General features: G+C 61.4%; 21 protein-coding genes, 1 tRNA gene and 1 pseudogene. 11 read left to right on the top strand and 12 right to left on the bottom strand.

Going from position 1 to position 21,937, the window contains the following annotated elements; genetic code table 11:
* Positions 1-115: 115 nt before the first annotated feature.
* From urtA to F3K02_RS14040, 3 genes are all read right to left on the bottom strand, one after another.
* On the bottom strand, positions 116-1,378 hold the full coding sequence (urtA, locus tag F3K02_RS14050) for an urea ABC transporter substrate-binding protein (protein ID WP_177136394.1): 1,263 nt from the start codon (positions 1,376-1,378) through the stop codon (positions 116-118).
* 158 nt (positions 1,379-1,536) lie between these two features.
* Positions 1,537-2,574 (bottom strand): response regulator transcription factor, encoded by a 1,038-nt coding sequence (locus tag F3K02_RS14045; RefSeq protein ID WP_177136240.1) that lies wholly within the window; start codon positions 2,572-2,574, stop codon positions 1,537-1,539.
* Positions 2,571-6,053, bottom strand: coding sequence for a hybrid sensor histidine kinase/response regulator (locus tag F3K02_RS14040; protein ID WP_177136393.1), 3,483 nt, complete (start codon positions 6,051-6,053; stop codon positions 2,571-2,573). Before F3K02_RS14040 ends, F3K02_RS14045 begins: the two co-directional genes overlap by 4 nt.
* Before the next feature lie 271 nt (positions 6,054-6,324).
* On the opposite strand from F3K02_RS14040, the gene F3K02_RS14035 reads away from it, so the two are divergent.
* From F3K02_RS14035 to F3K02_RS13995, 9 genes are all read left to right on the top strand, one after another.
* Entirely contained in the window at positions 6,325-7,188 is an 864-nt protein-coding gene (locus F3K02_RS14035; protein WP_177136239.1) for an SHOCT domain-containing protein, read from the top strand.
* Between the two features lie 58 nt (positions 7,189-7,246).
* On the top strand, positions 7,247-7,549 hold the full coding sequence (locus F3K02_RS14030; RefSeq protein ID WP_177136238.1) for an urease subunit gamma: 303 nt from the start codon (positions 7,247-7,249) through the stop codon (positions 7,547-7,549).
* 129 nt (positions 7,550-7,678) lie between these two features.
* Entirely contained in the window at positions 7,679-7,840 is a 162-nt protein-coding gene (locus tag F3K02_RS14025; protein WP_177136237.1) for a hypothetical protein, read from the top strand.
* A gap of 9 nt (positions 7,841-7,849) precedes the next feature.
* Positions 7,850-8,155 (top strand): urease subunit beta, encoded by a 306-nt coding sequence (locus F3K02_RS14020; RefSeq protein WP_177136236.1) that lies wholly within the window; start codon positions 7,850-7,852, stop codon positions 8,153-8,155.
* A 24-nt stretch (positions 8,156-8,179) separates the two neighbouring features.
* The gene (gene ureC, locus F3K02_RS14015) at positions 8,180-9,898 is read left to right on the top strand and encodes an urease subunit alpha (RefSeq protein ID WP_177136235.1); all 1,719 of its coding nucleotides are present in this window, start codon (positions 8,180-8,182) and stop codon (positions 9,896-9,898) included.
* Between the two features lie 21 nt (positions 9,899-9,919).
* Entirely contained in the window at positions 9,920-10,513 is a 594-nt protein-coding gene (ureE, locus tag F3K02_RS14010) for an urease accessory protein UreE (protein WP_177136234.1), read from the top strand.
* On the top strand, positions 10,500-11,222 hold the full coding sequence (locus F3K02_RS14005; RefSeq protein WP_246309501.1) for an urease accessory protein UreF: 723 nt from the start codon (positions 10,500-10,502) through the stop codon (positions 11,220-11,222). Before ureE ends, F3K02_RS14005 begins: the two co-directional genes overlap by 14 nt.
* Positions 11,223-11,272: 50 nt before the next feature.
* Positions 11,273-11,956: an urease accessory protein UreG gene (ureG, locus tag F3K02_RS14000; RefSeq protein ID WP_177136232.1), complete on the top strand. Its 684-nt coding sequence runs from the start codon at positions 11,273-11,275 to the stop codon at positions 11,954-11,956.
* Between the two features lie 66 nt (positions 11,957-12,022).
* Positions 12,023-12,110, top strand: a tRNA-Ser gene (locus F3K02_RS13995).
* A gap of 671 nt (positions 12,111-12,781) precedes the next feature.
* On the opposite strand, the gene F3K02_RS13990 is transcribed toward F3K02_RS13995, so the two are convergent.
* From F3K02_RS13990 to F3K02_RS13955, 9 genes and pseudogenes are all read right to left on the bottom strand, one after another.
* Positions 12,782-13,069 carry a hypothetical protein gene (locus F3K02_RS13990; protein WP_177136231.1) on the bottom strand — a complete coding sequence of 96 codons (288 nt, stop codon included), beginning with the start codon at positions 13,067-13,069 and terminating at the stop codon, positions 12,782-12,784.
* A 649-nt stretch (positions 13,070-13,718) separates the two neighbouring features.
* A complete protein-coding gene (locus F3K02_RS27525; protein ID WP_246309475.1) occupies positions 13,719-14,036 on the bottom strand; it encodes a hypothetical protein in 318 nt (105 codons plus the stop codon).
* 989 nt (positions 14,037-15,025) lie between these two features.
* Entirely contained in the window at positions 15,026-15,769 is a 744-nt protein-coding gene (locus tag F3K02_RS13980; RefSeq protein ID WP_177136230.1) for a TniQ family protein, read from the bottom strand.
* On the bottom strand, positions 15,766-16,233 hold the full coding sequence (locus F3K02_RS27520; RefSeq protein ID WP_246309473.1) for a hypothetical protein: 468 nt from the start codon (positions 16,231-16,233) through the stop codon (positions 15,766-15,768). Before F3K02_RS27520 ends, F3K02_RS13980 begins: the two co-directional genes overlap by 4 nt.
* Positions 16,234-16,350: 117 nt before the next feature.
* A pseudogene (locus tag F3K02_RS27990) lies at positions 16,351-16,824 on the bottom strand (TniQ family protein); the annotation flags it as partial.
* Positions 16,730-17,695 (bottom strand): TniB family NTP-binding protein, encoded by a 966-nt coding sequence (locus tag F3K02_RS13970; protein WP_177136228.1) that lies wholly within the window; start codon positions 17,693-17,695, stop codon positions 16,730-16,732. The pseudogene F3K02_RS27990 and the gene F3K02_RS13970, both read right to left, overlap by 95 nt.
* 2 nt (positions 17,696-17,697) lie before the next feature.
* The gene (locus F3K02_RS13965; protein ID WP_177136227.1) at positions 17,698-19,656 is read right to left on the bottom strand and encodes a DDE-type integrase/transposase/recombinase; all 1,959 of its coding nucleotides are present in this window, start codon (positions 19,654-19,656) and stop codon (positions 17,698-17,700) included.
* On the bottom strand, positions 19,622-20,281 hold the full coding sequence (locus tag F3K02_RS13960) for a TnsA endonuclease N-terminal domain-containing protein (protein WP_177136226.1): 660 nt from the start codon (positions 20,279-20,281) through the stop codon (positions 19,622-19,624). The genes F3K02_RS13965 and F3K02_RS13960 overlap by 35 nt, the downstream gene beginning before the upstream one ends.
* Positions 20,282-20,430: 149 nt before the next feature.
* A complete protein-coding gene (locus F3K02_RS13955) occupies positions 20,431-20,706 on the bottom strand; it encodes a DNA-binding protein (RefSeq protein WP_226463362.1) in 276 nt (91 codons plus the stop codon).
* A 44-nt stretch (positions 20,707-20,750) separates the two neighbouring features.
* On the opposite strand from F3K02_RS13955, the gene F3K02_RS13950 reads away from it, so the two are divergent.
* Positions 20,751-21,230 (top strand): helix-turn-helix domain-containing protein, encoded by a 480-nt coding sequence (locus F3K02_RS13950; protein WP_177136225.1) that lies wholly within the window; start codon positions 20,751-20,753, stop codon positions 21,228-21,230.
* On the top strand, positions 21,217-21,882 hold the full coding sequence (locus tag F3K02_RS13945; RefSeq protein ID WP_177136224.1) for a hypothetical protein: 666 nt from the start codon (positions 21,217-21,219) through the stop codon (positions 21,880-21,882). The genes F3K02_RS13950 and F3K02_RS13945 overlap by 14 nt, the downstream gene beginning before the upstream one ends.
* Positions 21,883-21,937: the final 55 nt, after the last annotated feature.

The following is a 21,937-nucleotide window of genomic DNA, read 5'->3' as shown; positions in this document are numbered from 1 at the left end:
GCAAGGGGCAGAAAGACTCGGGGGAAACAACGAAAAACCAAAGGCCGGGTTGCAGCAGGCACCACCCCACGGCGGCGCCCGCGCACCCCGGCCCCTCCAGGGCCGGAGCCCCGGTTTACTTCATCATGGGCACGTTCTTCTTGCCCTTGTTCTCGGCGATGTAGTCGCTCCACGGATCGGCGACCACCGGGCCTGGCGTCTTCCAGACCACATTGAACTGGCCGTCGGCCTTCACTTCACCGATGAACACCGGCTTGTGCAGGTGGTGGTTTTCCTTGTCCATGGTGGACGTGAAGCCGCCCGGGGCCTTGAAGGTCTGGCCGGCCATGGCGGCGATCACCTTGTCGGTGTCGGTGCTCTTGGCCTTCTCGACCGCCTGTGCCCACATGTTGATGCCGATGTAGGTGGCTTCCATCGGGTCGTTGGTCAGCGGCTTGTCCTTGTGACCAGCGATGCCCTTGGCCTTGGCGTAGGCGGCCCACTTCTTGGTGAACTCGGCGTTGGTCGGGTTCTTCACGCTCATGAAGTAGTTCCAGGCGGCCAGGTGGCCCACCAGTGGCTTGGTGTCCACGCCGCGCAGCTCTTCTTCACCCACCGAGAAGGCGACCACCGGAACGTCCTTGGCCGACAGGCCGGCGTTGCCCAGTTCCTTGTAGAACGGCACGTTGGAGTCGCCGTTGATGGTGGAGACCACAGCCGTCTTCTTGCCCGCAGCGGCGAACTTCTTGATGTTGGCGATGATGGTCTGGTAGTCGGAGTGACCGAAGGGGGTGTACTCCTCCATGATGTCTTCTTCCTTCACGCCCTTGGCTTTCAGGAAGGCGCGCAGGATCTTGTTGGTCGTGCGGGGGTAGACGTAGTCGGTGCCCAGCAGCACCCAGCGCTTGGCCGAGCCGCCGTCCTTGCTCATCAGGTATTCGACCGCGGGAATGGCCTGCTGGTTGGGCGCTGCACCGGTGTAGAACACGTTCTTGGACAGCTCTTCGCCTTCGTACTGCACCGGGTAGAACAACAGGTTGTTCTTCTCTTCGAACACCGGCAGCACCGACTTGCGCGAGACCGAGGTCCAGCAGCCAAACACCGCGGCGACCTTGTCCTGGTCGATCAGCTGCTTGGCCTTTTCGGCGAACAGCGGCCAGTTGGAAGCGGGGTCGACCACCACGGGCTCCAGCTTCTTGCCCATCACGCCACCCTTGGCGTTGATCTCGTCGATGGCCATCAGGGCCACGTCTTTCAGTACGGTTTCCGAAATCGCCATCGTGCCCGACAGGCTGTGCAGCACACCGACCTTGATGGTGTCGGCAGCGTGTGCGGAAAGACCAAACGCGCCCAGGGCGGTGGCGACCGTCAGGGCTTTGAGGGTGAATCGACGTTGCATCATGAAGACTTCTCCAGGTTCGAAAACTTCCGTTGAGGGGGTGACTCTTGCCGCCGTTGTCTCCCTTGTTCGGGCGTTTCACAGCGGACAGACGGATGCTAGGGAGAACCCGGATCGGCGTATGTACGCCGGGTGGCGTATGTGGGCGTATGGACGCCTCAGCCCCCGTGCTGCGGCTGCAGCAGCGGCACGCGGTTGATCGCCATCGCCGCCGCCGCCGTGCGGGTTTCCACGCCGAGCTTGGCGTAGATGCGCTCCAGGTGCTTCTTCACCGTGGCGGGGCTCGACCCGAGGATGTCGCCGATGTCGCGGTTGATCTTGCCCTTGGCCACCCAGTACAGGACTTCGGCTTCGCGCGCGGTGAGGCCAAAGGCCTGGCCCATGGCTTCGAGCACGCTGGCGTCCGACGTTTCCTGCATCACGATCAGCCAGTCGCCGCCTTCGCCCGGCGCTTCGATGGCCTCGGCGCCGTCCTGGTCGCCCACGCGCTGGTGCAGCCGGAAGGTGAGGCGACGCGGGCCGTGGTCGAGCGTGAGGCGCGGCGGCTCGCGCTGTGCCTGGGCGTCTTGCAGGTGGCGGCGCAGCCACTGCAGCACGGCGGGCGGGGTTTCGGGTGCGGTGGTGCCGCAGTAGCGCTGCAGCAGGTCGCGCGCCAGCGGGGTCTGCCACATCAGGCGGCCGTCGCGCTCGCGCACGGTGATGGTGGCGTAGCCGAAGGCGTCGAGCGCGTAGCGCGCCTGGCTGCGCTCGACCGCGCCCTGGCGCACGTGGCGCGCGGTGCGCAGGTGCACGCCCATGCGCGCCATGACCTCGCGCGGCTTGATGGGCTTGGTGACGTAGTCCGCGCCGCCGGCGTCGAGCGCGGCCACCAGGTGCTCGGTCTCGGTGAGGCCGGTCATGAAGATGATGGGAATGGCCGCCGTGGCCGGGTCGGCCTTGAGGCGGCGCGCGACCTCGAAGCCGTCGATGCCGGGCATGACCGCGTCGAGCAGGATCACATCGGGCAGGGCCTGACGCGCACGGCGGATGGCGGACTCGCCATCGAGCGCGACCAGCACGGTGTAGCCGGCTTCATCGAGTGCGTCGTGCAGTGGCGCCACGTTGTCGGGCACGTCGTCCACGATCAGCACCACCAGGGCATCGGGCGACGGCAACTGTGCCGACAGGCGCTCGGGGGAAGGGGTGTCGGTACTCATGGAAGCGTGGCGCTTTGTTGCAGGCGCTGTTCGATCGCCTCGAACCGGAACTCGCGCGCCAGGGTGCGCAGACCCTGGGCAAAGTCGGCCTGCTCGGGGCGCTGGCGCACCCAGTCGTCAAGCCAGTTGACGATTCCCTTGTAGTAACCCAGGCGCACCAGTTCCAGCAGCGGCGCCAGCTCGGCCGCGCTGCTGGCGGCCGGAGCCTGAGGCGCATGCGCCCGCTGCCCGCTCTGCATCGCACCCTCTGCCGTGATCCATTGCAGGCCCAGGCGCTGGCCCAGCCAGGCCAGCAGGTCGTCGCGCCGCACCGGCTTGACGAAGAAGTCTTGCGGGCTGTGGCCGAGGTCGTTGTCGAGGCCCTTGTCGAAGGCGTTGGCCGAGACGATGGCCAGCGGCACCCCGCCCCAGCCGCGCGCGCGCAGGCGGCGCAGGGTTTCCCAGCCGTCGATGCCGGGCATGGCGAGGTCCATGAAGATGGCGTGGGGCGCGCCCTCGCCCGCCGGGTCGAGCGCATCGACGATGGCCAGCGCGTCGTGGCCGCTGGTGGCCAGCGTCACCTCGAAGCCCAGCGGCTGCAGCCAGCGCGCAATCAGTTCGCGGTCGCTCTCTTCGTTGTCCACCACCAGCACGCGCCGGCGCTCACCCTCGTAGGCGGTGATCGAAGGCGCCACCGTCTCGCGCCGCACCACGGCACCGTGCAGCTCGGGCAGGAACAGGCGCACGCTGAACACCGAGCCTTCGCCCAGGGTGCTGCGCACCGTCATCTCGCCGCCCATGAGGTCGGTCAGCATTTTGGCGATGGTCAGGCCCAGACCGGTGCCGGTGCTGCCCGCACCGGTCGCGGCAGCGGCCTCGGCCTGGCCGCGCGCGAAGGGTTCAAACACCCGGTCGAGTTCCTGCGCGGCCATGCCAGGGCCGGTGTCGTGCACCTCGAACACGGCCATCTCGCGCGCGTGCGCCACGCGCAGCCGCACCTCGCCCTGGCGCGTGAACTTCACCGCGTTGCCCAGCAGGTTGATGAGGATCTGGCGCAGGCGCTTCTCGTCGGCGCGCACGGCGTCGGGCAGGCGGCTGCCGCTTTCGAACTTGAAGCGCAGGCCTTTGGCCGCGGCCTGCAGCTCGAACATGCTCGCCACCTCCTGCATGGCGTCGGCAAAGGCCATGGGCTTCACATCGAGCTTGAGCTTGCCGGACTCGATGCGCGCGATGTCCAGCGTGCCCTCGATCAGCGACAGCAGGTGTTCGCCGCCGCGGTGGATGACCTTGATGGCCTGCGCGCGGTGCGGCGCGATGTCGTCGTCTTCCTGCAGCAGCTGCGCATAGCCGAGGATGCTGTTGAGCGGCGTGCGCAGCTCGTGGCTGATGGTGCTGATGTAGCGGCTCTTGGCCTGGTTGGCGAGGTCGGCGGCCTGGCGCGCGCGCTGCAGCTGTTGATCGGTCTGGCGGTGCGACTCGATCTCGTGCATGAGCAATCGCGTCTGGCGGTTCGACTCTTCCTGCGCCACCTCGCGGCTCTTGTGCGCCAGCACGAGCCACCAGGCCACCGTCGCGGCGATCAGCAGCAGCACGGCATAGACCCGCAGGAAGCCGGTGCGCAGCGCGGCATCGAGCAGGCTGGCGTCGGCCACGGCTTCGAGCCCCTGCCCGAGGCCCTGCACCTGCTGCCGGTACAAGAGACCGAGCACGGCCGCGAGCACCGGCGCCACCACCAGCATCAGCAACAGGTAATGCGCCAGGCCCGCTTCGAGGTAAGGCCACATGCGCCGCGGCAGCACGGTGCGCAAAGCGCCCTGCCACTGTTCGGACAGGCGCGCGTGGGGTTTGCAGAGGTCGCCGCAGCGTGCATCGAGCGTGCAGCAGAGCGAACAGATGTGGCCCTGGTAAGCAGGGCAATGCGCCATGTCGGGCGCTTCGTACTCACGCTCGCAAATCACGCACTTGAGAACTCCCCCCGCGCCGCCTGCGGCGTCACCCCCCTCAAGGGGGGCAACACCAGCGGCCGGGCGAAGCCCGTTCCGCGGTGTTTCTGGGTGGCATCCCCCTTTCACGTCGCATCCTTCGCACGATCTTCCTCCGCAGGTTTCGCTTTGTCGTGCGATGTAGTACTTCCCCTGCGTTGCCCATGCGATCAGCGGCGACGCCACCAGCGCCGTCACCATCGCGATCACCGCCGAAAACGCCTGCGCCGTGTCGCCCATCAGGCCCATGTGCGCCGCGATCGACAGCGCCGATGCCAGGCCCATCGCGCCCACGCCCACGGGGTTGATGTCGTACAGGTGGGCGCGTTTGAACTCGATGCCCGGCGGGCTCCAGCCCAGCGGCTTGTTGATCACCAGATCGGCCACCACGGCCATGATCCAGGCGATGGCCAGGTTGCTGTAGAGCCCCAGCACCTCGCCCAGCGCGCGGAACACGTTCATCTCCATCAGCATGAAGGCGATCAGGGTGTTGAACACCACCCACACCACACGGCCGGGGTGGCTGTGCGTGAGGCGCGAGAAGAAGTTGCTCCAGGCCAGCGAGCCGGCGTAGGCGTTGGTGACGTTGATCTTGAGCTGCGACACCACCACGAACAGCGCCGTCGCCACCACCGCCCAGCCGTAGTTCGGGAACACGTACTCGTAGGCCGCGAGGTACATCTGGTTGGGGTCCACCGCGCGGTCGGGCGGCACCATGTGGCTGATGGCCAGGTAGGCGAGCAGCGCGCCGCCCAGCATCTTGAGCACCCCCAGGATCACCCAGCCCGGCCCGCCGGCCAGCACACCGGCCCACCAACGCCAGGCCTTGCCCGGCTCTTTCGCGGGCATGAAGCGCAGGTAGTCGGCCTGTTCGCCCATCTGCGTGATGAGCGCGATACCGACGGTCAGAGCAGCACCAAACAGGTGCCAATCAAAGACCGCATCCGCACCAGACTCGCCACCGTAATGCACCACATTGGAGAATGCACCAGGATCGAGCGTCCACACCGCCACGAAGGGCACCAGCATCATCACCAGCCACAACGGCTGGGTCCAGACCTGGAAGCGGCTGATGACCGAGACCCCGTAGGTCACCAGCGGGATCACGACCAGCGCGCAGATCAGGTAACCCCAGGCCGGCGGGATGTCCAGCGCCAGCTCCAGCGCATAGGCCATGACCGCCGCTTCGAGCGCGAAGAAGATGAAGGTGAACGAGGCGTAGATCAGCGAGGTGATGGTCGAGCCGATGTAGCCGAAGCCCGCACCGCGCGTGAGCAGATCCATGTCGACGCCATAGCGCGCGGCGTAGACGCTGATGGGAAGGCCGGCCAGAAAGATGATCAGCCCCGTGACCAGGATGGCCCAGAACGCGTTGACAAAGCCGTACTGCACCAGCAGCGTGGCACCCACCGCTTCAAGGATCAGGAACGAGGCGGCACCGAACGCCGTGTTGGCTACGCGCCATTCGCTCCACTTGCGAAAGCGCTGCGGCGTGTAGCGCAGCGCGTAGTCTTCCATGGTCTCGCTGCCGACCCAGCTGTTGTAGTCGCGGCGCACCTTGATGATGCGTTGTGGCGCCGGGTCATTGCCCCCACTCTCCGCCGCTGCGCGGGTCGCTGCCCCCCGCGGGGGCTGATCCACCTTGGGGCGGCCCGGCGGTGGATCGATGGGGGCAGTGATGGCGGGCTCGGAATTCACCCGGGGCTTTGTGCAGCTTTCATGCCACGGCTGTTTGCCTCACAGGCTTCTGCGAAACTGCAACGTCCATCACCGGACGGACACCTTCAGCATGCGACAACTCTCCCCCCAGGGTCGGCAGACCCTCAACGACATCGCCCAGCGCCACGGCTTCAGTTTCGACGCCACGCTCTCCATGCTCGAATCCGTGATCAACGGCAACGGCAGCATGGCCCAGTTCAACCACCCCGAGTTCAGCGGCTCGGGCCAGTGGATGCGCGGCGGCATGACCATGGTGTCGGACATGTTCAACAACTACCTCAAGGGCCGGGTCGACAACCTGTGCAGCGAGCTGTCCAACCTGATCGCCAACCAGCCCGACCTGCTGCGCAGCGGCAGCTTTCAAAGCCAGAGCCAGGGCGGCAGCGCCTACAACCAGATCCAGGCCAACCACGCTGGCGACGGCGTGCAGAGCCAGGGCGACAACGGATCACAGGTGAGCGGCTTCGGCGCCAACAGCCTGTTTGTGCCGCCCGCCCCCGGCACCAGCGGCGACTGGTGGCCCGCCGACCTGCGCTGGCCCAACAGCACCGGCGCCCAGAACAACGTGCGCTACGCCTATTTCGCGCAGGCGCGGCGACTGGCGATCGAGGTCCATGGCTCGGTCACGGTGTACGACACGATGGACCACCAGATCGGCGGTTTTTCGCAGCAACAATCCGCAGGCGGCACGCTGTCGTTCTCCAGCCAGTACGGCCTGATCGACGTGGCCAGCCTGCCCGTGATCACGCGCGACGGCATGGCCGTGCCAGCCCCGGCACCGTTGTCAGGCGGCTTTCAGCCCAACAACCCGCCCGACGCGGGTTCGCCAGACATCTTTGCCGCCATCGAGCGCCTCGCCGGCCTGCACGCCAAGGGCCTGCTGACCGACACCGAATTCAGCACCAAGAAGGCCGAGCTGCTGGCCCGCCTCTGAGCGCGACAAGGGCACGGAATTTGCTCAACAGTTTCACTATCCGACCACAGAACGCGCCATGGAATTAACGCCTCGTGAAAAAGACAAGCTGCTGATCTTCACCGCCGCCCTGCTGGCCGAGCGGCGCAAGGCCCGTGGACTCAAGCTCAACTACCCCGAAGCCGTGGCCCTGATCAGTGCCGCCGTGATGGAAGGTGCACGCGACGGCAAGACCGTGGCCCAGCTCATGAGCGAGGGCCGCACCGTGCTCACGCGCGCCGACGTGATGGAGGGCATCGCGGAAATGATCCCGGACATCCAGGTCGAGGCCACGTTCCCCGACGGCACCAAGCTGGTGACGGTGCACGATCCGATCGTTTAACCCCCCGCGCCGCGCTCCGCGCGTCACCCCCCAGAGGGCGATGCGAATGGCCCGGCGGAGCCGGTTCCACCGCATCCCTGGATTCATACATTTCGCGCCGACCGCCTGTTTTTTATTTGGAGCCCTGACATGAAATCGCTGCTCACCCTTTCCGCTGCCCTTGCGTCTCTGCCCGTCTTCGCCCACGATGGTCATGGCCTGTTCGGCAGCCACTGGCACCCCACCGACGCGCTGGGTTTTGTGGCGGTCGCTGGCCTGATCGCGCTGGCGGTCTGGCTGTCGAAGAAGTGAGGGGCGGCCATGATCCCCGGTGAATACTTGGTGGACGCGGGCGAACACGCCCTCAACCCCGGCCGCCGCACGCTCACGCTGGTGGTGCAGAACACCGCCAACCGGCCGGTGCAGGTCGGCTCGCATTACCACTTTGCCGAAACCAACGCCGCGCTCGGCTTCGATCGCGACGCGGCCAAAGGCATGCGCCTGAACATCGCGGCCGGCACCGCCGTGCGCTTCGAGCCCGGGCAACAACGCACGGTGGAACTGGTGGACTTTGCCGGCGACCGCGTCGTGATCGGCTTCCGTGGCCTGGTTCAGGGCGCCGTCTAAGAGAACACAGAAAGAGCTGAGACCATGGCAAGCATCCCTCGCAGCGCCTACGCCGACATGTTCGGCCCCACCGTCGGCGACCGTGTCCGCCTGGCCGACACCGGCCTGATCGTGGAAGTGGAAAAAGACTTCACGCTGGCCGCCGGCGGCTACGGCGAGGAAGCCAAGTTCGGCGGCGGCAAGACCATCCGAGACGGCATGGCGCAGAGCCAGCGCACACGCGCTGAAGGCGCAGTGGACACGGTGTTGACCAACGCGCTGATCATCGACCACTGGGGCATCGTCAAGGCCGACATCGGCCTCAAGGGCGGCCGCATCGTGGCCATCGGCAAGTCGGGCAACCCCGACACCATGCCCGGGGTGGACATCGTCATCGGCCCGGGCACCGAGGTCATCAGCTGCGAAGGCAGCATCGTCACCGCCGGCGGCATCGACAGCCACATCCACTTCATCTGCCCGCAACAGATCGACGAGGCCCTGGCCTCGGGCGTGACCACCATGCTCGGCGGCGGCACCGGCCCGGCCACCGGCACCTTCGCCACCACCTGCACGCCCGGCCCCTGGCACATCGAGCGCATGCTGCAGGCGGCCGACGGCTTCGCCATGAACCTGGGTTTCCTGGGCAAGGGCAACGCCAGCCAGCCGGCGCCGCTGCGCGAGCAGATCGACGCCGGCGTGATCGGCCTCAAGCTCCACGAAGACTGGGGCACCACGCCCAGCGCCATCAGCAACTGCCTGGACGTGGCCGAAGAAACCGACACGCAGGTGGCCATCCACTCCGACACGCTCAACGAGTCGGGCTTTGTGGAAGACACGATTGCGGCAACGAAAGGGCGCACGCTCTGCGCCTTCCACACCGAAGGCGCTGGTGGCGGCCACGCACCCGACATCATCCGCGTGGTCGGCGAGGCCAACTTCCTGCCCTCGTCCACCAACCCGACCATGCCCTACACCGTCAACACGCTCGACGAACACGTCGACATGCTGATGGTCTGCCACCACCTGGACGCGTCGATTCCGGAAGACCTGGCCTTCGCCGAGAGCCGCATCCGCCGCGAAACGATCGCGGCCGAAGACATGCTGCACGACATGGGCGCCATCAGCATCATGAGCAGCGACAGCCAGGCCATGGGCCGCGTCGGCGAGGTCGTGATCCGCACCTGGCAGACGGCCGACAAGATGAAAAGCCAGCGCGGCTCGCTGCCCGAAGACAGCAGCCGCAACGACAACTTCCGCGTCAAGCGCTACATCGCCAAGTACACGATCAACCCGGCCATCGCGCACGGCATGTCGCACATCGTCGGTTCGCTCGAAGTCGGCAAGTGGGCCGACCTGGTGGTCTGGAAGCCCGCGTTCTTCGGCGTCAAGCCGGCGATGGTCCTGAAGGGCGGCAGCATCGCGCTGGCCGCCATGGGCGACCCGAACGCCTCGATACCGACACCGCAGCCGGTGCACTACCGGCCGCAGTTCGGCGCCTTCGGCAGCGCACTCGCGAAGGGCAGCCTCACTTTCGTTTCGCAGGCCGGCCTGCGCGCGGGCGTGGGCGAACGCTACGGCCTGCAGAAAGCCACCGTGGCGGTGCAGGGTTGCCGCAGCGTCACCAAGGCGAGCATGGTGCACAACAGCTACCTGCCGAAGATGGAGATCGACCCGCAGCGCTACACCGTGCGAGCCGACGGCGTGCTGCTGACCTGCGACCCCGCCAGCAAACTTCCGATGGCTCAGCGATACTTCCTGTTCTAGAACTTTATCGCTCGTATTTTTATGCTTCAAGCTTCCAAGCTCATCCCGCAAGGCCAGGGCCTCGCCCCGGTGCTGGTGCGCCGCGCCGCGCACCTGGAGCTGGACTGGGATGTGCGCCAGAAAAGCCGTTTCGACGCCACCGCCTCCAACGGGCGAACGGTGGGTGTGTTCCTGCCGCGCGGCAGCGTGGTGCGCGGCGGTGACGTGCTGATCACGCAGGATGGCTCACTCATCCGCGTGGTCGCCGCGCCGCAAACCGTGCTGAAGATCACCGCCTGCACCGCGCACGATCACCACCACGAACACAGCGGCGCCTTCGACCTCATGCGCGCCGCCTACCACCTGGGCAACCGCCACGTGCCGATCGAGCTGCAACCCGACCACCTCAAGATCGAGCCCGACCACGTGCTGGCCGACATGCTGCGGGCCATGCACCTGACCGTGGCCGAGGTGCGCGAACCGTTCGAACCCGAGGGCGGCGCCTACGGGCAGCAGCACGCCGGCGGGCACGGTCATGCCCATGGCGACCAGACCCATACCCAGGGTCACGACCACCATGCGCACGGGCACCATGCCCACGGACACGACCACGCCGCTGGACATGGACACGGCTGAGGCCGGCGCCGGCTCGTCGCCGCGCTCGGCCGCGGGTTTGCTGCAGATCCTGTGGCTGGCCTCACCGGCCTTGCCAGTCGGCGGCTTCTCCTACTCGGAAGGTCTGGAAGCCGCGGTCGACGCGGGCCTGGTGAGCGACGAGGCCAGCGCAGCCCAATGGCTCATCGACCAGTTGCACCTGGGCCTGGCCAGGACCGACCTGGCCGTGGTGGCCCAGGCCATCCCCGCCTGGCGCGCCGACGATCTGGCCCGCATCCAGGCACTCAACGCCTGGGTGCTGCAGACCCGGGAAACGTCGGAATTCCGCCTGCAGACCGAACAGATGGGCCGCTCGCTGCTGGAGTGGGCGCGCTGCCTGGGCGAGCTCGGCGAGGGCGTGTTTCGGCGCCTGCAGTCGGCCGGTCTCAACCCCGCCAGCTACCCCGTGGCCATGGCCAGCGCCGCCGCCAGCACCGATGCCAGCGTGCGCGACAGCCTCATCGGCTTCGCCTTCGGCTGGGCCGAAAACATGGTGCAGGCGGCCATCAAATCCGTGCCGCTGGGCCAGAGCGCGGGCCAGCGCATGCTGGCGAGGCTGGCGCGCGAGATCCCGACCGCGGTGGACCACGCGCTCGGATTGACCGACGACACGCGCCAGGCCTTCACGCCCCTGCTCGCCATCCATTCGGCGCGCCACGAAGTCCAATACTCCAGACTCTTCAGGTCCTGACTTTCCCCGTTCGGGCCGAGCCCGTCGAAGCCCCCACCAAGGTACATCCCATGAGCGCCCTGCACCACATCCCGAACCGCACCAAGCACCTGCCCCCGCTGCGCGTGGGCATCGGTGGCCCCGTCGGTTCCGGCAAGACCACCCTGCTCGAAATGCTCTGCAAGGCGATGCGCGATCAGTACGACCTGATCGCCATCACCAACGACATCTACACCAAGGAAGACCAGCGCCTGCTGACCGTCAGCGGCGCACTTCCAGCCGACCGCATCATGGGCGTAGAAACCGGCGGCTGTCCGCACACCGCGATCCGCGAAGACTGCTCGATCAACCTCGAAGCCATCGACCGCATGCTGGCGGAACACCCCAACGCCGACATCGTGTTCGTGGAGAGCGGTGGCGACAACCTGGCCGCCACCTTCAGCCCCGAACTGAGCGACCTCACCATCTACGTGATCGACGTCGCCGCGGGCGAGAAGATCCCGCGCAAGGGCGGACCGGGCATCACCAAAAGCGACCTTTTTGTCATCAACAAGACCGACCTGGCCCCGCACGTGGGCGCCGACCTGGAAGTGATGAAGGCCGACACCGCCCGCATGCGGCCCGACGCGGCACGCCGCCCCTGGGTCATGACCAACCTGAAGACGCTGGACGGCGTGGCCGAGGTGGTGCGCTTCATCGAGACCCGCGGCATGCTGCGCCAGGAAACCCCGGTCAGCGAAACGACCACCGCCTGATTCCCGGGCGCGGGTCTGCGATCAGGCAGGCCACAGGCTAAAATCCCGGTCGCAACAACCGCATCCGGAGACTTGGGTGAGTGGTTTAAACCAGCAGTCTTGAAAACTGCCGACGGGTAACCGTCCGTGAGTTCGAATCTCACAGTCTCCGCCACCCGGCCTCAGCTTCCGGGGCCGCGCGGGCAGTCCGATGCCACTGCCCTCCCCACCACCCGTCGCCGCCTTGCCGCCGGCATCGACTGTGACCCCGAAGCCCCGGACCCGCCCGACCCCGCTCGATGCGAGATGAAAGTTGTTTTGAATCAACAACTTACAAACTGAACACCCAGGTCGATGGCCAACTCTCGGGTGGCCTTCGTGTCGGCTTTCGTTCAGTGTTGAACTCACATACTCCATAAATCAAGCACTTAGCGCTTCACAATGATTTCAAGTCTGAACTCAGTTTTCACTGAGTTTTGAATTCTTCCAAGTTTTTATCCTTGAGTTTTGAATTTTTCGTGTACCGACAACTACGATGACCTGACCTTCTACGATGGTGCTGCGATTTTCAGCTCTCGGACTTTCACCAAGTATTTATTCACCAGAAGAGCGCGCACCGTTTTGACATGGTATCCAGATGAAATACTCGAAGTTGCATCAACGAACGGGTCGTCAACAGAGGTGAAGTTCGGAGTGAGTGCCTAAATCGAAGACTTCGATCAGCCTCTTACTTTGTCGCAAGTGGGGGAAATTGGCGCATAACACGCTCCGGACTCGGAAATTTTGGTCGATTCCAGCTAGTTCTGGCACTGTATGCCAGCATGACTGAACAGTTCTGGTTTTGCTTCAGCCAAAATTGAAGTGCATGCTCGCATGAGCTGAAAAATTTCCTACGGACTGATTCTCCTCAACGAAATCAAGTGCCTTTTGCGCCCACAGAGCTTCAGTGACACCGTTCCTAACCACCCCTTGCTTGACTTCAAAGCCTTGCTCGATGTAAGCGCCAAGTGAATCGCGAACCAGGGTACGAAAACCAGCCTCATCCTGTGCCATGGCAACCATTGAACAAATGGTTCGCCCCTCACCTGTGGCTGAGATATCGGCCCACCCTGTCCAAATTTTCATCTCTGTCATCTGCCACTCCTTCATTCATGAAAACATCGGCTACTTCTGCTGTGCGGATGGGTTTTACTTTTCTTGATCAGATTTCCGGTAAAACTGCGAGGCTGAGCAACAGTCGCAAGGATGCGACTTGTGCTTGTGCAGGTGTTGATCAATTCCCAAGATGGTTAGTTCTGACGCGAGCCGTTTGGATCGAAGGCATCTTTTGACTGTGTAGGTGCTCTGCCAGCCTGAACTGAATCGGGTACAGAGTCTTATCAACTACTCCAATCCTATGGGGTTCAGTTCAGAAGCCTAAAACTTAAGAATGGGCTATCGCCTTTACCTCATCGATGGCCGCCTGGATTACTCGTTCTGGTCGCGTGTGCAGCAAGTTCTGAGGGCGTTTACCTCCCAAGAAACTGTTAGCAGAGTGGAACCAATAGGCCATGCCCCAGCTCTTTTTGTGACCCGAAAGAATCGCAATGATCGTGGCCAAGTCCTTGTTCGGCCGAAAGCTGTTCTCGGGGTCAAGGCCGTAGCCGGGGTAGTAGTCAACGCCATTATGGTGAATAGCAAAGATCTTACCCAGCTTTTTCCACTTGTTGGGCTGGGTGCTAGGGTTGCCCGTGCTCAGGCTCGCCAATTCTGAGACCTGAGCAGCGGTCAGCCAGTCACCACTCTACAGCAAGGCCTTGCGCGCTTGCACGAGCATGGTCGCCTCTTTGAGAAGGCGTGGCGATAAAGGTACGCGAGGCACAAGTGCCTCTTCCAACCTCGATATCACCTGAGCGTCCTGAAAGTGAATCATCTCCTCAAACATGGAATTCGCCAGACCTGCGATGTTCGTGGCAAAGCTCTCAAGCTGACTCTTATTCACAGATTTGCACACTGTCAGCAGAATCAGGTGTTGCGAACGCAAGTCTGTAATCTGCTTCGCTAGTTCCTCTGCTGTGACTACAAAGGCCGAGATAGCGGCAGGTTCAGGAATGACACTCATGAGCGTTTAACCTTTGACGATGCTGGTCATGCAGTATCAGGTGAATGGTCCTAGTGGTTCATCCAGGAATTAGGAAATGAGTTGCTTGGCGGTTGCAGTTGCGTCAGAGCATCTTGGCGAGGATCCATCCTTGCGGACTGTCGAAAGAACGCGACATAGTGGCGCGATCCAGATCACCTGTGGTGGGCGCGGCTACCTGCAATTGACCCGCTTCCAACTGGCTGCATTCCTGACCACTCACAGTCATACTATCTACCCGGAAATCGCCTTGTTGATGACCGGCTGCAAAGTGCACAGCCACCATAGACTGTCGACGCCATGCCGACAATCAACGCAACCCCCATCTTCGCGGCACGCGCGCCAGACGTGGCAGCCAAGCGAGTGCAGCTTCGACTTCGTGAGACAGACGCAAGTCGCGCAAACGAAGTAGCGCCACCGAGACACACAGCGGCCTTCAGTGCTTGAACTGCCATGCATGGCAGTTGTTCCGGGGAGCGGCCTGCAGCCGGGGCGACCAGAGCTGAGCCTCGGCCCGCACATGAGCCGGTAGCGGTGGTTTTGAGTGGTAGCCGACACTCCATAAGCGAAAAAACCGGCTTGCGCCGGCTTTTTCCCCCATCTGCGCAACAGTCAAGCTGATACAGCCGGTGGGTTGGTACCGGGTAATTATATTACGTATTGGATGAGAGTGTGAGCCCAATCAGATCTCCACGTGTATAACGATGGCCCGACATACTGCCTTATATGTTGTTAGATATTGGTAGAAGTTTGTAGTTTTTCTCCAAGATTTGAGATCGACGGCTTACAAGGGTGATCTACACGGTTCTTGCCCCCTACCACTGGATGAAGCCCGCCAAGGTCTGGTGTGCTGTATCAGCATTTCTCTACTTCAACTGGCTCAAGACACGTGCAAGAAGACAGACGGCAGGTCCAACTTCGCGCCGTTTTCCACCTTCGGTGTATCCCATGGAGGCCTGAGCCTCGCTATTTCATACAGCTTCATCGTGCACCGATGCAATGTGACCATGTGGAAGCAAACCATACCGTTGAATGCGCCTTAAGGCACTGAGCGAGAACTCCCCTTCTTCTCCTTTAATACGAATTTTGCGGCAGGCCAGAGCAGACAGCACCGCTCGCCCATTGTTCATGAGTGCCTCTCCCCACGGGTTCAACAAGCTGGAATCAAACGTGTTCATTACGCTCTGCCAGCCTGTTTCCAAGAGTTCCCCACAACACAGGCATCTGTCAAGGGTGGCGATGCCGGCCCTACCAAGTCCGGCATTGAGCATGTCACCGGGCAAAGTTGGAAATGCTCGGCAATGTGGACATCGATCCCTCATCATGCATTGGTGTAAAGGACACCATCGCCAAGCCTTGAAACGCCATTCCAGAGCGAACACCTTGATCCGTTGCTCCGCTAGACAAACGGGACAAAACCGATATCGTGCGTTCAGGTTATCACCAAGCAAGTATTCCCCGCCATGACGATCCAAGATACGCAGGCTGGTCAGCACGTATTGCACAAACTCAAAGTCACGGGCCGCTTGGTTGGTCACCTTGGCAACGTGTCGAACGTACTTCTGAGTGAATGCCATATCCGCATCAGCCTTCTGATGCAAGGTGATGAATTTCCGAAACTCTTTGATGCTGACGCCCTGGCTGAGTGCGGCTCGCGACAACCAGGATGCAGGACTCTCGAAATCGATCTTCTTTGGTATGCCAAGCAGGTTCATGCGTCGTCCTCGAAAAGACTCAGTTGGCCCAAGCCTGGATGACATCGCTTGAGTTGGTCCGCGGCTTTGCTGCCATAGAGCATTGAAAATGTGCGCAACAAAATCTCACGGTCGAACTCTCCGGATGGCTCAACGATCAACCGAACCATAGGCACGTCGATCACAAAATGCGCCAGCTCCTCAGAGTCGAGAATCGACTGCGACCAAGCGATCAAGCGCTCCATTCCTCTTCGGACGACATCACGTGCGAAGCCTGTCGTGGGGATCTTTCCAAATATGCCTGGCCGAGCCACGGCCCAACGGTCGCACCCAAGCCCGAAGGCGAGTAGAAGATTCATCCACCCGTCAACGGACAGCTTTGCAAGCCATGGGAACAGGCCGGCTTCAACGAGCAGTCCCTCTACGCAATCGTGCCCCAAACGCATCGAGAGAATCGCTTGGGCCAATAGACTTTGATCGGCCATTTGACCTACCTGTTGCAATCCACCCAAGAGGTGGCCGCAGTGGCCCCATTCGATCGATGGTCGTTCCCACCGAATCGCAGCATTGCACTTTGGACAGCGATCAATCAGATTGCACCGGTGCTCAACACAAACCGCCGAAAACGACAGGTCCCACTCGGCCTTGGAGAAGAGGTATGTGCTTACACACGCAGGGCACACCTGAGCAAAGCGCAGACGCAACGCCGATCTCGATCGGAATCGGCATCCATAGCAACTTAGCCTTGTACCGGCTCCTCGCCCGACCGCTTGCGGGAGAATCCAGCCAAGGTCGCTTTTCCCAACCTCAACCAGACGGGCCAGTGCAGGTGCATGCCATTGCCGAAATGCCTCTCGATCCTTCATGCCCAGTGCGCGCCTGAGATTCACGAGCCCCCCACCATTGGCGTGCGCCAAACGCAAACAGTAACCAAGTCCTGATTCGCCCACAAGCGGCGCAAAGCGGATCGGTAGTTGAACGTCAAGCAAAGGGATTGCTCCGGATGGTGGCACTACCAAAGGTGATCTGAAACGCTTGAGACAACAGCGCAGCGTCCAATTTGAGGGCGCCCGCATCAACTGCCAGAAGGACCGCTTCAGTGACATGGCGTTTGAAAGCGCGAAGGTTGCCTCCGCAGGCATAGTGAAGACGTGTGGTAATCGCCGGTTCACACAAAAAGGTCAGGTCAAACGGCTTGCATTGCTTGGAAAATGCCCTGACAAATCCAACCCAAGTTGCGTCGCGATCAAAGTTTTTGAGCCGCTCCCGCACAGGCAACCTTGAAGAAAACGCCTTCGAGGTTTCCTCCAGTTTGTCCATCCCCTCAGATCCTGCCAGCACCATGCTGATCCGTCCCTCATCCATGATCTGGCGCAAAAATTCAGTGCTCTCGCACTCCCAATCATGTAGAGATGGGCCCCGCAATTGTTGCAACAAGTGTTGCGCTTCATCCAGGAAGATGAGCCGCGTTCCCGCGGCTCTAAGACCTTCAACAACGATGTGACGTCGTTGGTAAAGCTGCGGGGTAGAGCCGGTGGAGAAGGGGTAGCGAATGGCCCTGAGGAGGCCTGACACGAAGTGACCCGTTCGAGGTCTTTGGGGCACTCTCAGCCCTACGACTCCCATCCCCGGGGAGAAGAGCGTTGATTTCGGGACCGACTCTTGAAAGTAGCGGAACAGTGCCGTCTTCCCCACCCCAGTCGGCCCCTCGATGAACGCCCCTTGGGGCATGTCGAGCTCGGTGCCAAGTTGGAAAAGTCGATCCATCACTTGAATGGCGCGAACAAAGTCAGGGTATTGGACATACGTCTTGTCTACCTGACTCGCCACGCGAAGCGATTCCACTGAGTAGGTAGCGATCCGACGGTGCAAGGTAGGGCTGTCCTCCACATCCGAATCGCTCAAGCTCATCGACTCGACAAAAGAACCCCTTACTGTTTTTGTCATGGTCAGAAAGTGAAAGTTTCAAAAGAGGGGATGTCTTTTTCCTGGAACACCATTTCTTCTGTCGAGATCAATCGATTCGCCAGCGTGACCGGGTGCTCAGGACCTGGCGCACTTGACGGACTCAACACCTTGTGCGACGTAAGATCGGCGTAGCGTCCCGCCAAAAGTGCATTTGCTCGGCCACGACGCGTCGTTGCGTCCATCCAGTGGTCGTGCAGGCGTTGCCTCGCGCGCATCAGTGCCTCGACGCGATCGGCTGACTTCAGCTCAGCCCGTCCAAACTGCCGAATCAATCGGTGCTGGTTGTAGCTCAGGCCTTGTGCGTAGGATGTCCAGCGACACTCGGCGGTGTGCCACTGCAGGCCATCAGGATCGCGTACGTGGAGCAAGGACATATCGTCAGGGTCCCACTTGCACAGCAGCTTGAGACCAGATCCATGCTTGTTGACGATGTCCTTGAACGCATAGGAACCGAAGGGCAGTCCCTGAAGTTCAATGCCTCCTTGGCTCAGGGTGAGCGTCTTGGACATTCCCGCGGCCAACTTCAGCTGCTCAAGGCTGCCGGGAAATATGGCAGGAGGTGACCGATCGATACCATCTCGGTAGAGATCGAAGGACGTGCTCATCTTGCGCCAGTTCGGCTCATGAGGATGCACATCAACCACGAACATCAACAGGCCGCGAACGAGGTCACTGAACGTGATGGCTGCGTCCTTGTAGGGGTCGATCCTCATGACATTGGCCACCGTCTTAGAAACACGTCCCCTGACCAGGCTCAAGGTATTCAAGGTCGAGAAGAACCGCTCAACATGTGGCTTGAGCCACGGCGTCCTCACCCGGCAGTACATGAGGTCCACGCCAAGGCACATGGCCATGGTTTTGAAGCCAAAGGAGTGGAACTCCAGACCGTTGTCAATCACCCATTCGTCACCCAAACCATGCGCCAACCAGGGGTGTACAAGTTCGAGCCCGGCGGTGATTTCCTCCTTGGGCAGGATGGCATTGCGGACCACGCCCGCGACCGAGGTGAGACCCGGTCCATAGAAACTGAGATAGAAGCCAAGGATATAGCCGGAGTAGGCATCGATCATCACGGTCAAGGTAGGGCGACCCAGTGGAAGACCTGTTCGATCACAAATGACGACCCAGTTCAACGGCGTGTGGTCGATCTCCACCCTTTGGAGCGGATACATAGCCACACCGTCTGGGAACGCTGTGCGACATACCATCCTCGCTCGGGCGTGCCCTTCACGGCTGGCGATGCGTTGGTAGAGATCGACGCCATGCACCCGCCTCGACATCGTCACATAGCTCACTTGTGCTTCCGCTGGTTCCAATTCCCTCTGTTGAACCGCTTGCTTCAGAGACTTTGTCAACTGCTCGTGGGCGTGTCTTATTGAATGCAGGTCCTGTGTGAAATAGCACCTCTTGAGAACACGCCACAGGATGCGTTCGGTCGCATCGCTCATGCGCTTCGGGTGTTTTCGGATGCGGTGCTTGTCCACCAAACTCAAGGGGTTCATGCCACTGAGCTGATATTTCCGCGCCCAGTGCATCACAGCGGATGACGTAGGCATGTCGACATGATCTGCAGCAGCTGCAATTTTGGGGATCGCTTTGTTGATCAGATCACGTTGACCGCGGGTGATTCTGAGACGTTGGAGTGCCTTCACATAGCGAAGGCGGTACTCCAGAAGCGCCCTCTCTCGCTCAGTCAGTGAACTCAGGTCCACCACGGCAGGCCACTGGGCAACATCTTTCATCGCAAAGGGGGCATCCCCCCGGACAACTTCGTATTGTTTTGCGTAAATTTTTTTGATGAGAGCGGCCAGTTTGACAACGCTCACGCGTCCAGTCAGAACATCGGTGAAAACGTACTCCTGTCCATCCAGTTCGCGAGTCAACTCCAAGGTCCGTTGCCCGTGCCTAAGCATCAAGCCAACGTGCAAAGCAAACTGCATGGCTAGCCTCCAAAGGAAAGGGTTTCGGCAGAGAAACGATCGCGTCGTCCTCAATGTTGAGTTGTTCGTCGGCCTGCAAGCGTCGGTGGGCGATGAGGTAATACAACGTGGGTTTCGTAACGCGGGCCTGCATCAGTTTGCGAATCGAGACCCCAGTTGGATGCTGCTGAACCAGTTCAAGCGCACGTTCCTGCTCTTGAAAGTGGCACAGCGTTTTGGCGTAACGCCGGATCTTCATCGCCCTCTCGGCCATGCTGTCCTTGCGTAGAACGGTGTCCCTCGCCACTATGAACAGCATTCCATGTTGTGCCAATTTTTCCTTCGCCTGCGCGAAAAGCACCTCATATTTCGGGACCTCGCTGGTGGGCTTGACCTCTACGACCGCCTTGGTCTGGTCCTGGAACTGCAGCAAAAAGTCCGGGGTGTAGGAGCCCGACCCCAAGGTCAAGATGAATGGCTGATGCTGAATGGACTTGATTCCCACGTAGAGGGAAGCAATGAGTACGAAGTCCCGCTCGACGGATGAGTCGGCTTCAACAGCAGCTTCGGGGAGGTGGGGTAGGTGAAGTCTTCGCACCGTGTGGGCGGGCGATCGCTGAACCACCTTGCGTTTGGCAGGTTCCATAAAAGTCTCCAGGCAAAGAAATTTCATCCCATCCAAAATCAGGATGGAAAATTTTCTTGACAACCGGGGAGTGCTGGAGGAAACTGACGGTGCTAGCTGATTTTTTATCAGCACTCGGGCCGGTCAATCGAAAGGTTGATCGGCTTTTTTTATGTCATAGGAACCTCCCTGTGGTTATGTTGCGTCAGCTCCGCGCGCTGGAGCAGCGCGTCCTTGACAAAGGTGGGAGCATCTTCAATGCGCGGTTCGTGTCTGAGGCCCAAGGCAACAGCAATCCGAAAACTCTCGCCGCGCATACCCTTGCTCTTGCCAGACAAGACGGCATACACCAATCGCTCGGAGAAGCCCTGCGCTTGGGCCCATTCCCGGATCGAGAGCCCATGGAGCTCGAACTGCAGCTTGACAGTCTCGGGGGAGGTTTTCACAATGTTTTCCAGTTGATCGTCATTTTAAGTAAGGTTTTCTTGACTTGTCAAAACTTTCTACGTTTTTTTCCCTTGCCGCCGGCGTATCTGATCGGCTGAGAGAGGCCCGTACGCGTTTGGGCCTCAAACAAGTGGACCTGGCTGCTTTTGGTGATATCTCAAGGGCTACGCAGGTGAGCTATGAGACGGGTGTGACGGAACCAACGACCCAGTATTTGCGCGGAATCGAGTCCGCCGGGATCGATATTCCGTTCATCCTCTTTGGACATGACAAAGCAGAATTTGAGGAGATTTCCAAACCTGGGCAAGACGTCAACTGGACGGCTCTACAACAAGCGTACGAAAGCGTCGAGTTTTTTTGTCTTCGCGTCGCCCCGCTGTGTCCTGCAAGGTACCGCTGGCAAATGGTGTCCCAGCTCTATCGCCACCTTTTGGAACGGGCTTCCAGTGGTTCAATGCCTGTTTCGGACCACGAGGCCAACGAGGTGATCTCCCAGGCGTGGGCGTCCTATGGCCGGAGCTGAAAGACAGACCGCGCTTGAGGATCAACTCGAAGAGGAAGGCGAGCAGCTCTCTCAAACCATCGGCTGCACGTCCATGGAAGCGCGTGCGTTCCTGCTAAGCCAACCAAGCTATTACGCGCGGCTGTGTCCGATGCCGAGTGGACTGTTTGTCAGCCCTCTGCGTCGTAGACGTATCGCTCGCCTGCGACGTCAGCTCAATGCCCGCTCGCCGCGACTTTCAACGCCGGATGACCCGTTGCTCAATGCGCTCGAAGCAGAAGTGGCAACCATCGAGTTCGACGGAAAAGCCCCTCCATTGGCCAAAAGAACCCAGATCCGGCGCGAACTGCTCATGGGTGGGGTACCACAGAAGTCACTTCGCAAGGCGTTTTGCTCGCTGGCGGTTGTAAGGTCCAACGGGCTTGGTGTACGGCGGGCGCCGAACACATTGGTTGCAGCAGCCGCTTCCCTTGGTCATCATGCCGCCGCGATCTGCAGCCTGGTCCTCTTGCTCGCTGCATTTGGGCAAGCCGTCACCGCTGGTTGCGTAGGCTGCTCAGAACTTGGGCTCATTTACTTGTCAATGATTTTGGGATGGTTTAGCCGCTGTCTTTTCTTTTTGGGACCTGACTGGATCAACTCTGACCGCCTGCTAGTCCGGCTTGGATTCTGAGCAGTGGGGACCAGGGTGCAGCAGCCATCGCTGATCACGGCGTGCGCGCTGGAAC

This window comes from Hydrogenophaga aromaticivorans (genome assembly GCF_013387465.1).
Taxonomy (GTDB): domain Bacteria; phylum Pseudomonadota; class Gammaproteobacteria; order Burkholderiales; family Burkholderiaceae_C; genus Hydrogenophaga; species Hydrogenophaga aromaticivorans.
The sequence above is the reverse complement of the archived record's forward strand: the minus strand, read 5'-3'. Positions and strand labels throughout refer to the sequence as shown.

What these genes read in the sequence shown, in the direction of transcription:
- F3K02_RS14030 (WP_177136238.1), top strand. Translation starts at nt 7,247, where the DNA reads ATGGAATTAACGCCTCGTGAAAAAGACAAGCTGCTGATCTTCACCGCC.
- F3K02_RS14025 (WP_177136237.1), top strand. Translation starts at nt 7,679, where the DNA reads ATGAAATCGCTGCTCACCCTTTCCGCTGCCCTTGCGTCTCTGCCCGTC.
- F3K02_RS14035 (WP_177136239.1), top strand. Translation starts at nt 6,325, where the DNA reads ATGCGACAACTCTCCCCCCAGGGTCGGCAGACCCTCAACGACATCGCC.
- F3K02_RS14005 (WP_246309501.1), top strand. Translation starts at nt 10,500, where the DNA reads ATGGACACGGCTGAGGCCGGCGCCGGCTCGTCGCCGCGCTCGGCCGCG.
- F3K02_RS27525 (WP_246309475.1), bottom strand. Translation starts at nt 14,036, where the DNA reads ATGAGTGTCATTCCTGAACCTGCCGCTATCTCGGCCTTTGTAGTCACA.
- ureE (WP_177136234.1), top strand. Translation starts at nt 9,920, where the DNA reads ATGCTTCAAGCTTCCAAGCTCATCCCGCAAGGCCAGGGCCTCGCCCCG.
- F3K02_RS27520 (WP_246309473.1), bottom strand. Translation starts at nt 16,233, where the DNA reads ATGGCCGATCAAAGTCTATTGGCCCAAGCGATTCTCTCGATGCGTTTG.
- F3K02_RS13990 (WP_177136231.1), bottom strand. Translation starts at nt 13,069, where the DNA reads ATGACAGAGATGAAAATTTGGACAGGGTGGGCCGATATCTCAGCCACA.
- F3K02_RS13945 (WP_177136224.1), top strand. Translation starts at nt 21,217, where the DNA reads ATGGCCGGAGCTGAAAGACAGACCGCGCTTGAGGATCAACTCGAAGAG.
- F3K02_RS14045 (WP_177136240.1), bottom strand. Translation starts at nt 2,574, where the DNA reads ATGAGTACCGACACCCCTTCCCCCGAGCGCCTGTCGGCACAGTTGCCG.
- F3K02_RS13965 (WP_177136227.1), bottom strand. Translation starts at nt 19,656, where the DNA reads ATGCAGTTTGCTTTGCACGTTGGCTTGATGCTTAGGCACGGGCAACGG.
- F3K02_RS13980 (WP_177136230.1), bottom strand. Translation starts at nt 15,769, where the DNA reads ATGAACCTGCTTGGCATACCAAAGAAGATCGATTTCGAGAGTCCTGCA.
- ureG (WP_177136232.1), top strand. Translation starts at nt 11,273, where the DNA reads ATGAGCGCCCTGCACCACATCCCGAACCGCACCAAGCACCTGCCCCCG.
- F3K02_RS13970 (WP_177136228.1), bottom strand. Translation starts at nt 17,695, where the DNA reads ATGACAAAAACAGTAAGGGGTTCTTTTGTCGAGTCGATGAGCTTGAGC.
- F3K02_RS14020 (WP_177136236.1), top strand. Translation starts at nt 7,850, where the DNA reads ATGATCCCCGGTGAATACTTGGTGGACGCGGGCGAACACGCCCTCAAC.
- ureC (WP_177136235.1), top strand. Translation starts at nt 8,180, where the DNA reads ATGGCAAGCATCCCTCGCAGCGCCTACGCCGACATGTTCGGCCCCACC.
- F3K02_RS14040 (WP_177136393.1), bottom strand. Translation starts at nt 6,053, where the DNA reads ATGGAAGACTACGCGCTGCGCTACACGCCGCAGCGCTTTCGCAAGTGG.
- F3K02_RS13960 (WP_177136226.1), bottom strand. Translation starts at nt 20,281, where the DNA reads ATGGAACCTGCCAAACGCAAGGTGGTTCAGCGATCGCCCGCCCACACG.
- urtA (WP_177136394.1), bottom strand. Translation starts at nt 1,378, where the DNA reads ATGCAACGTCGATTCACCCTCAAAGCCCTGACGGTCGCCACCGCCCTG.